The following is a 9,841-nucleotide window of genomic DNA, read 5'->3' on the forward strand; positions in this document are numbered from 1 at the left end:
GAACGGCGGCACGACCCGTGCTGCCGTCGTCGAGGCCGACCTCGACCTCGACCGTGGGGTTGCCTCGGGAGTCCAGGATTTCCCGGGCTACGACGACGTCGATGGACGGCACGAGCATCTCCTTCTTGGATGTGACGCGGGTGAGCGGGACCGCGGAGGCCCTGCGAGACCGAGCCTAACCGGCTCCGGGCGATCGGCATCCGGTCGCCCATCCCATGGACAGGAGCGAGCTTAGATTGTTTCTGGCCGGAACAAAGCAGTTCCCGGAAACCGTGACGGAAACCGTGACCTTGCGGAGCCGTGAAAAACCCCGCCCCGGTGCGTACGGGGGAACACGCACCGGGGCGGGGAGCCCGTGGGGACGGGGGGAGGGCCGAAGGCCGCTGTCCTTACTTCAGGTGCAGCTGCTGGCCCGGGTAGATGAGGTCGGCGTCCTCGACGATGTCGTCGTTGAGCTCGAACAGCTTGGCCCAGCCGCCCTTGACGTCGTGCTCCTCGGCGATCGAGCTGAGGGTGTCGCCCTTGACGACCTTGTACTCGCCGTCGCCCTTCTCGACCTTCTCGCCGGTCGGGGTGGTGACGGTCTTCTCCGCCTCCGGGCGCTCGGCGGAGCGGGAGGCCTTCTGCTCGGTCTCACGGGTCTCGGCGGAGCCGGTGCTCTGGCTCTGGCCCTGGCCCTGACCCTGGTTCTGCGAGCTCTGCGAGCCCTGCGAGGAGCCGCCGCCCTGGGTCTGGGTGGAGCCGCCGCCGCTGTAGGGGGCGTTCGACAGGTTCACACCGCAGACCGGCCAGGCGCCCTTGCCCTGGCCCGCGAGGACCTTCTCGGCGATCTCGATCTGCTGGGCCTTGGTGGCCTGGTCGGCGGTGGCGGCGTACTGCGTGCCGCCGTACGCGGCCCAGGTGGAGGCGGAGAACTGCAGACCGCCGTAGTAGCCGTTGCCGGTGTTGATGGACCAGTTGCCGCCGGACTCGCACTGGGCGACGGCGTCCCACTCGGAGGCCGTGGCGGCGGAGGCGTTGCCGGCCGCCATCAGCGGGGCGGCGACGGCGGCGCCGGTGACACCGGCGACGGCGATGGCGCGAGCGGCCTTGGACGGACGACGGTGCTTGCCCTTGCCGGAAAACAGCATGGTTGGATCCCCTCACCGACGCCTACGAGGTGAGCTGTCGGGTTCGGGCCGGTTGAGTTGCCCGGCCACGCCCCTCACGGGACGCGGCTCCACCCCAAGCCGGATCCGGCGTCAACTGCCCGGACCGGCACTTACCTTGGGTCCCCCGCTCCTGCCTGCGGCGCATGACGCGACGACTGTTCCCGTGCTGCCGCTGGCAGGATTCGGCGTGGCGGCAGCCGGGGCCCGCGATGGCGAGCGGTCATGACCGTAGGCACGCGATCGACGGAATTTCAAAGACGATCAGGGCCTCTGAGACCTATCTCTCATCATCTTTAAACCGGACATTCAGCCCGAACCGTGACGTCAACTGCCGCCGTCCGCCCGCTTTTTCGGGCGTCACTTTTCTCCCGGTTCGACCCCGACCTCAAGCTTCTGACCGGGCAGGATGAGGTCCGGGTCGGCGCCGACGGTCCGCTCGTTCTCCGTGTAGAGAGCGCGCCATCCGCCGTCCAGCTCAAGGGAGTCGGCGATGGACCAGAGACTGTCGCCGGAACGCACGGTGTAGGAGCCGTCGGCGGCGTCGCGGGAGGCGTCGGTGCCGCGCGAGGCGTGCCGGCCGGAGGCCTCGGCCGTGCGGTCCCCGCCCCCGCCCTCCTCGGCGCCGGGGCCGCGGTGACGGCCGGTTCCGCCGGCCTCGGTGTCGGTGAGCACCGAAGAACCCCCGGTCCGCCCGGACTTGTCCGGTTCGTCACCCTTCGGGACGGCCGGAGCGGAGGAGGAGGTGCCGGGCCCGGCGTCCGGCCCGGCGGACTTGTCGGACTTGGTCGATTCGCCGGATGTGCCCTCCGCGCTCGCCGACGGGTCGGACGACGGCGACGGCGCGGAGGAGGCGGAAGCGCGGGCGGACGGTTCGCCGGAGTCCGGCGATCCGGACGGGTCCGGCGAATCCGAGGAGCCCGAGGGGGCCGAGGAGCCGGACGAATCCGAGGAGCCCGAGGAGCCGGACGTGTTCGGCGCGGAGTCCTCCGCCACGCCCGTGTCGATGTCGGCCGACGCGGAGTCCTGGTCCAGGCCCGCCAGCAGTCCGCAGGCGCGCCATGCGCCGACCCCCTGGTCGGCGAGGATTCTCTCGGCCACGGCTATCTGCTGGCCGCGACTGGCCTGGTCGGCGCTCGGCGCGTAGTCGAGTCCGCCGTAGTTCTCCCAGTCGTCCTGCGTCAACTGCAGGCCGCCGTAGTAGCCGTTGCCGGTGTTCTGGCTCCAGGAACCGCCGCTCTCGCACTCCGCGACCCGGTCCCAGGTCGCGCCGTCGGCCGCGCTGGCGCTGCCGGCCCCGAGGAGCGGGATCGCGATGGCGGAGCCGGTCACTCCGGCTGCGACGAGGAGTGCCGGAGCCTGGCGGGGGCGACGGTGCCGACCGTTCCCGGAGAGCATGCGGAGACCTTTCGCAAGACAGCAGTTACCGGCGCGGCGGCTGGAGTCGAGGCGCCGCACTTGATGGGTGAACGTATCGGCAGACGATCACTTGTCACAAGTTCATGCCGCGCAGATCACGTGAAGATCACAGAGGTGAGCGCGTGTCATGTTTGCGCTGGTCCGCGCGCGCCACCGGAAAGGGACACGGAAGCCGGCAGCCCTGCGGGCCCCTCGGTCAGGCCCGCGGTGGGGTGAACTCCACCGGCAGGGTGCGCAGTCCGCGCATGATGAGCCCGCCGCGCCAGCGCAGTTCGGCGGGATCCACCGCGAGCCGGAGGTCCGGCAGGCGGGTCAGCAGGGTGGCGAGCGCGGTCTGGCCCTCCAGGCGGGCCAGCGGCGCGCCCAGGCAGTAGTGGATGCCGTGGCCGTACCCCAGGTGCTGGTTGTCGCGCCGGCCGAGGTCGAGCACGTCCGGGTCGGCGAACCGGTCGGGGTCCCGGTCCGCGGCGGCCAGGACGACGAGGACCGGGTCGCCGGCCGCGATGCGCCGCCCGCCGATGGTGACCGGCTCGGTGGCGAACCGCCAGGTGGCGAGCTCCACCGGGCCGTCGTAGCGCAGCAGCTCCTCGACGCCGGTCTCCAGCAGCGCCCGTTCCCCGGCGGCCAGCGACCTCTGCAGGCGGTCGCGCTGCCCGGGGTGGGTGAGCAGGGCGTAGGTGCCGTTGCCGATGAGGTTGACGGTGGTCTCGAAGCCGGCGAACAGCAGGATGAACGCCATCGCGGCGGCCTCGTTCTCGGTGAGGTGCTCACCGTGGTCGGAGGCGCGGATGAGGCCGGAGATGAGGTCCTCGCCGGGGGCGGGTTCGGCGGGCAGGGCCTCGCGCTTGCGGTGGATGAGGTCGGCGAGGTAGCCGCGCATCTTCTTCACCGACCGCGCGACCCCGCCCCTCGGGCCGCCCTGGTGACGGATCATCATGCCCGCCCAGTCACGGAAGTCGTCCTGGTCCTCCCGGGGCACGCCCAGCAGGTCGCAGATGGCGTAGATGGGGAGGGGGAAGGCGAAGTCGTGGATGAGGTCGGCGGAGCCGCTGTCCGCGAACCGGTCGATGAGCCCGTCGGTGAGCTGCTGCACCCGGGGCGCGAACTCGGCGACGCGGCGCGGCGTGAACGCCTTGCTGACCAGCCGGCGCAACCGGGTGTGGTCCGGCGGATCGATGTTGAGCAGATGCGTCATCAGCTCCGCCTTGCGCTCGCCGGGGATGCCGGTCCTGCCCCTGGCGTGCGCGGGCTCGTCGTGGTGCGCCGGGTTCTTGGACAGGCGGGGGTCGGCGAGGGTCTGCCGGGCGTCGGCGTACCGGGTGACCAGCCAGGCCTCGACCCCGCTGGGCAGCCGCGTCCGGTGCACGGGCGCGTGCTCGCGCAGCCAGGCGTAGGCGGGGTAGGGGTCGCTCGCGAACTCCCAGGTGAAGAGTTCGGGGGCGCCGTGCCCGGGGTGGGACGGGGACTGGTGCGGGTGCTGGTCGGTCACCTTTCGACCGTATCCGGCGGGGGGCGGGCGATTGCGGCCTACTCCCCCACGCCCTCGGCGGCCCGCACCGCGTCCCGGTAGGCCCGGGCCGCCGCGCGCAACGCCGCCTCCGGGTCGACGCCCTCCGCCTCGGCCCGCACCGCGAGGGCGAGCAGGTCGTAGCCGACGCCCTCCACCCGGGGCAGGGGGACGTCCAGGCCCGCCGTGCGGACGCGGGAGGCGAGTTTGGCGGCGAGGGCCAGTCCGGGCTGGCCGAGGGGAATCCCCTCGGTGACCGAGGCGCGCCGCTTCTCGACCGCCTTGGTGCGCAGCCAGTGCTCCTTGACCTCCTCGGGGGTGGTCGCCGTCGCGTCGCCGAAGACGTGGGGGTGACGGTGGATGAGCTTGGCGACGATGCCGCCGGCCACGTCGTCGACGGAGAAGGGCTCCTCGGGGTGCTCCTCGGCGATCCGGGCGTGGAAGACGACCTGGAGGAGGACGTCCCCCAGTTCCTCGCGCAGTTCGTCCCGGTCGCCCTCCTCGATGGCCTCGACGAGTTCGTACGCCTCCTCGATGCCGTACTTCGCCAGACCCTTGTGGGTCTGCTGGGAGGACCAGGGGCACTCGGCGCGGATGCGGTCCATGACCTGCACCAGGTCGAGCAGCCGGGCGCCCGGCAGGTCGTAGGAGGCGGGCAGCAGCTCCAGCTCGGGCATCCGGACCCGGCCGGTCCCGGCCAGGCGCGCCAGCCCGTCGGTCAGGGCGGGCTCGCCCTCGCCCGTGGCCACGACCACCACCGTCCGCCCGCCGGCGCAGGCGTCCACCAGCTCCTGTGCGGTCAAGGACGCCTCCTCGACCGGTATCCCCGCCTCCCGCAGATACGGCAGCTGCGGGTGCGCGCCGTCCGCGCACAGCACCCGGTCGGCCGCGCGCAGGGTCTGCCAGGCGGGCCAGGACAGCAGGCCGGGTGCGACGCGGTGGCTGGTGGTGAGCAGGACGATGCGGCCGGGGGCGGCTTCGGAGCGGGGTGCGCGGCTGGTTGCGTTCACGCTCCGAAACTAACCCACGCCGCCGACGGGGCCGGGAGTCATCCACGGGGTGACCGGCGGGGCGGTCCGGGCGTCACAGGGGCTGCCGGGCCCCGGCCGACGTGACGTCCCGCACCCACGGGGCCGCGGCGTCGACGCGGCTGCTCTTCTCGACGTCCCAGGTGCCGTAGCGCGGGTTGAGGTCGATGCCGAGGTCCTTGCCCGCCGCGGACAGCGCCTTCCAGAACTCGGGCCGGCCGGTGTCGGTGCCGAGCCGCTCGGCGAGCTTCTGGGCCTCGAGCTGGAGGCGGAGGTTCTCGTCGAGGCGCTGCGGCGGCACGCCGTACTGCTGCAGCCAGGCCGCCTCCAGCGCCTCGGCGCCACCGGCCTGCTCCTCCAGCCCGGACCGCATCCGCTGGACCTCCCGGGGGGTGACGGTCACCCCGGCGTCCCGCGCGGCGTGCTGCAGCACCCGGTCCAGGACCATGCCGTGCAGGGTGTCGCGGGTGAGGCTGCCGGTGCGGGCGATGGCCTGCTCGTACTGGGCCTCGTCCGGTACGGTCGCCCGCTGGGCCTCGCGGACCTCGTTGACCCGGTTCTCCAGTTGCGCCACGGTGATCCGCTGGTCGCCGACGACGGCCGCCGCGCCCGGATGCGCATCGTTTCCGCAGGCGGTGAGCAGGGGCGCCGCCGCGGCGATCGCGGCGGTGAACAGGAGCGCGGTGCGACGGCGGCGGTGCAAGGAAACCTCCCGAGGAGAGTTTGTGCGGCGGTGCACAAAGTCTTGCGGTGATCGATGGTAGGCATCGGCCAAGCTCTGGCCAACCCATTCGACCAACGATTCACGGGGACTTCCGGCACCGCCGCGCCTCCACGGCCGCGCGACCGGGCGACCGGACGCCGCGGCACGGTGACCGCGCAGTCCGCCCTCCGCCACCCCGCTACCCGCGCACCTGCCCCAGCCACTGCAGCGTCCGCCGGATCTCCGCGGCCATCGGGTGCCCGGGGCCCCGGAGGCGTTCCACGTCGTGCAGCAGCCGGGCCAGCGTGTCGTGCGCGGCGGCACGGTCGCCGAGGGCGAGCAGGAGGTGGCCGATGCGGCGGCGGACGTCGTGGGCGGTCTCCGGGTCGCCGGCGGTCACGTACTGGTTCTCGTAGTACGCCAGCAGCGCCCGGTACTCGGCGAGCGCCGCCGCCGGTTCGCCGAGCTGCTCCAGGCACTGGGCGGCCTCGTAGCGGTAGCGCAGGGACTGCGGGTCGGCCTGGCCGGCCTCGGCGGCGCGTTCGTCGGCGAGGCGGCGCAGTTCGGGCAGCGCGCGCCGGTACTGGCCGTCGTCCAGGAGGGTGGACGCGTACTGCTTGCGCAGGGTGCGGACGACCGGGGAGTGCTCGCCGTGCTGTTCGGCGGCGACGGGCAGGATCGCGCCGAGGATGTCGACGGCCTGGGTGATCCGGCCCTCGCCGAGCAGCCGCTTGACCTCGTCGACGGCGGCGGCGACGTCGGCCTTCCCCGCCACGGGCGCGGGCGGTGTGACGGGGGCGGGCCGGGGCGCGGGCGTGCGCGCGCGGTCCGGCCAGGGGGCGTGCGGGCGCAGGAAGGGGCGGGTGGGGTCGAGGGGCGCCCCGGTGGGCGTGCCCCGCGCGGGCAGCAGCTGCGCCAGGTGCTCGTAGACCTCCTGCGCGGAGTCCGGGCGGTGCTGCGGGTCCTTGGCGAGCAGGCGCAGCACCAGCGTCTCCAGGGCCTCGGGGACCTCGGGGCGGATCCGGCGCACGGGCAGCGGCGGCTCGTACAGGTGCCGGTGCAGCACGCCGAGCGCCGTCGAGCCCGCGAACGGCACGTCGCCGCTGAGCAGCTCGTGCAGCAGCACACCGAGCGCGTACAGGTCCGTGTACGGGCCGACCGCGCCGCCCATCGCCTGCTCGGGGGCCATGTAGGCGGGCGAGCCGATGGGCGAACCGGTGTGCGTCAGGCGCGTGGTGTCGCTGTCCATGACGGAGGCGACACCGAGGTCGAGCACGGTGACCGTGCCGTCCTGCCTCACCATCACGTTGCGCGGCTTGAGGTCGCGGTGGACGATCGGCACGGCGTGCACGGCGCTCAGCACGGCGCACAGCTGCGCGGCCACCGCCACGGCCCACTGCCACGGGTACGGGTCGTGTTCGGCGAGGTGGTCGCCGAGGTCGGCGCCGTCGACGTACTGCATGACGAGGAACAGCTCCTCGCCCTCGCTGCCCGCGTCGTGCACGGTGACCAGGCCCGGGTGGTCGACCTGCGCGGTCACCCGGCACTCGCGCACGAAGCGGCGGCGCAGTTCGTCGGCCTCCTGCCCGGCCACCTTGTCGGGGCGCAGCAGCTTCACCGCCACGCGCCGGTCCAGCCGCTTGTCGTAGGCCGTCCAGACCTGTCCCATGCCGCCCTGTCCGATGAGCGTGGACAGTTCGTAGCGGCCGGCGACGACACGTCCCGCCGTCACGCTCACCTTCCGCCCTCGTGACCGCCGTGCTGCCCGTGCTGTCCGTCCTGGCGGCGCAGGTAGTCGCTGAGTTCGTCGAGTTCGGCCCGCACCTGGTCGATCCGGGCGGGCGCGGGACGCTGCGGCGGCTGTGACTGCGGCGGCGGTACGGGGGTGTGGGGCGCCGGGATGTGGGGGGCCGGGATGTGAGGCGCCGGGGCGTGGGGCGCCGGAGGCTGCGGCGCGGGTGTGGGCGCGTACGGCGAGGCGGGCTGCGGATAGCCGTACGGGGAGTGGACGCCCGGGGGGTGCGTCGTCGTGGCGTGGGGCGACGGCGGCGCCTGGACCGCGTACGGGTGCGGCTGCCGGTGGAGGCGTATGTCCACGGTCAGGAAGTAGGCGCCGGCCGCCGCGCCGAGGATCAGGACCGCGGCCAGGGCGACGTCGGTCCGGGGGTCCGTCTCCGGCAGCGAACCGACCACCGCCAGGCAGGTGATCGACGCCGGGATGCTCGCCCAGGCCAGCGTCCAGTCGAGGATCCGCCCCCGCAGGAACGCGATCCGGAACAGCGGCACACAGGCCAGCAGACCGCACGACAGGAAACCGGCGGCGACGAACAGCACGCGCAGGGTGATGACCGTTGCCGCGCTGCGGGCGGGCGGCGTCGCGCCGTGGCCGTACATGACTGCTCCTGGACAGGTGTGGCCGATGGGAACTCGGACGGGAGTCCGAGCGTATAGGCCGACGGGACGACCGGTCCCGGGATGTACCGAACCGTTGTCGTACCGGCTCAGTCGGGTGCGATCGTCCCGTCGGTCAGGCCGTCGTACATCCCGCGGACGAGCTGTTCGCCGAGCCGGCCCGCCTCCCTGAGCGCCCGCTCGAACGCGTCGAGGGCCCGGAAGCGCGCGCCGTAGCGCCGCTGTTCGTCCCGGGGGAGCCGGGGCAGCTGGAGGCGCCGTACGTCGAGCCGTGTGGCGGTGGACGCGTAGCTGCTGGCCTGGCGGTTGTTGGCGGTGCCGCGCAGGAACCCGGCGAGGAACCACGCGTCGAGCGCCGCCGGGTCGGGCCGCAGCAGCACGAGGTTGCGGCCGAGCACGGCTCCGGCGGTCGCCTCGTCGATCACCCGCGCGACCGAGCCCCCGCCGAGCACGGGGACGACGACGTCACCGGGTTCGGTGAGCACCGCCTCCTCGTCGCTCTCCGGGAGCGTCCCCGAGGGGCCGGTGCCGGAGAGGACGTCGTGGTCGGTGAGCACGGGCACGCGCACGTGCCCGCCGTTTCCTCCCGTGCGCATCACCAGCGCGCCCGCGCGCGCGAGTTCGCCGACGGTGGTGAGCGGCCGGCGGCCGGGGGCGGCGGGCCGCGCGGGGTCCACGGGCGACGGGGTGAGCCCGGCGGTCAGCCGCAGCGTCTCGCCGAGCCGTTCGTGCACGTCGGCGAGGAGGCCGGGGCCGTCCGCCGCGGCCGACGGCGGCAGGTGGCGGGCCGGGGCGAGGTCGACGTCGTCGTCGAGGAGTTCGATGACGGGCACGGAGCGGGCGAGTCCCGGACGTTCGTCGAGGCGGCCGGCCCGGTCGTGGGCGCGCCACGCGTCGAGGACCGTGTCCCGCACCCCCTGCCAGTCGGGCCCGCCGCGCCCCTCGCCGGCGAACCGCCCCGCGTCGGCGAGCAGCACCTCCGGGTGCGCGGGCGCCTGCTCGGGGCGGCGCAGCACCCACAGGTGCAGCGGGAGGCTGTACGGGGGCGCCGCGCCGGCCGGCAGCGCGATGACGGCGCGCAGCGCGCCCCGGCGCAGCAGGTCGGCCCGGATACGGCGTCCGGAGCGGCGGGACGCGGCGGCGGGCGGCATCAGCAGCACGGCGGTGCCGCCGTCCTTCACCCGGGCGAGCGCGTGCTGCACCCAGGCCAGCTCGGACTCGGTGCGGGCCGGGAAGCCGTACTCCCAGCGCGGGTCGTAGGCGAGTTCGTCGTGCCCCCAGTTGCGCTCGTTGAACGGCGGGTGGCACAGGACGGCGTCGGCCCGCACTCCCGGGTGGGCGTCGGCGCGCAGGGTGTCGCCGGCGGCGGCGTGCACGGGGGCGCGGGTGTGCAGGGCGAGGCGGAGCGCGGTGAGCGCGGCGAGCTCGGGGGCGCTGTCCTGCGCGTACAGCCGCTGACCGGGCCGGGGGGTGACGGCGCGCAGCAGGGCGCCGGTGCCGCAGGCCGGGTCGAGGACGGTGCGGGCGGGGCCGACCAGGTCGGCCATGAGACCGGCGAGGTCGGTGGGGGTGAGGGTGTACTGGCGCGGGTTGGCGTCGAGGTGCCGGCCGAGCAGGAACTCGA

At 74.0% G+C, this 9,841-nt stretch carries 9 protein-coding genes and 1 riboswitch; all 9 genes read right to left on the reverse strand.

Going from position 1 to position 9,841, the window contains the following annotated elements; all coding sequences use genetic code 11:
* A partial coding sequence (locus RIM90_RS28115; protein WP_309063573.1) for a hypothetical protein occupies window positions 1-112 on the reverse strand: 112 nt, incomplete at its 3' end.
* Between the two features lie 277 nt (window positions 113-389).
* A complete protein-coding gene (locus RIM90_RS28120; RefSeq protein ID WP_309063566.1) occupies window positions 390-1,130 on the reverse strand; it encodes a transglycosylase family protein in 741 nt (246 codons plus the stop codon).
* Window positions 1,131-1,134: 4 nt separating this feature from the next.
* A riboswitch (cyclic di-AMP (ydaO/yuaA leader) is annotated at window positions 1,135-1,303 on the reverse strand.
* 205 nt (window positions 1,304-1,508) lie between these two features.
* On the reverse strand, window positions 1,509-2,546 hold the full coding sequence (locus RIM90_RS28125) for a transglycosylase family protein (RefSeq protein ID WP_309063567.1): 1,038 nt from the start codon (window positions 2,544-2,546) through the stop codon (window positions 1,509-1,511).
* A 217-nt stretch (window positions 2,547-2,763) separates the two neighbouring features.
* A complete protein-coding gene (locus RIM90_RS28130) occupies window positions 2,764-4,056 on the reverse strand; it encodes a cytochrome P450 (protein WP_309063568.1) in 1,293 nt (430 codons plus the stop codon).
* A gap of 38 nt (window positions 4,057-4,094) precedes the next feature.
* Window positions 4,095-5,084: a nucleoside triphosphate pyrophosphohydrolase gene (locus RIM90_RS28135; protein ID WP_309063569.1), complete on the reverse strand. Its 990-nt coding sequence runs from the start codon at window positions 5,082-5,084 to the stop codon at window positions 4,095-4,097.
* A 73-nt stretch (window positions 5,085-5,157) separates the two neighbouring features.
* The gene (locus RIM90_RS28140; protein WP_309063570.1) at window positions 5,158-5,805 is read right to left on the reverse strand and encodes a SurA N-terminal domain-containing protein; all 648 of its coding nucleotides are present in this window, start codon (window positions 5,803-5,805) and stop codon (window positions 5,158-5,160) included.
* A 199-nt stretch (window positions 5,806-6,004) separates the two neighbouring features.
* The gene (locus RIM90_RS28145) at window positions 6,005-7,501 is read right to left on the reverse strand and encodes a protein kinase (RefSeq protein ID WP_309063574.1); all 1,497 of its coding nucleotides are present in this window, start codon (window positions 7,499-7,501) and stop codon (window positions 6,005-6,007) included.
* 38 nt (window positions 7,502-7,539) lie between these two features.
* Entirely contained in the window at window positions 7,540-8,199 is a 660-nt protein-coding gene (locus RIM90_RS28150; RefSeq protein ID WP_309063571.1) for a hypothetical protein, read from the reverse strand.
* 107 nt (window positions 8,200-8,306) lie between these two features.
* A partial coding sequence (locus tag RIM90_RS28155) for an N-6 DNA methylase (RefSeq protein WP_309063572.1) occupies window positions 8,307-9,841 on the reverse strand: 1,535 nt, incomplete at its 5' end.

It is taken from the genome of Streptomyces sp., assembly GCF_031181555.1.
Taxonomy (GTDB): Bacteria; Actinomycetota; Actinomycetes; order Streptomycetales; family Streptomycetaceae; genus Streptomyces; species Streptomyces fimbriatus.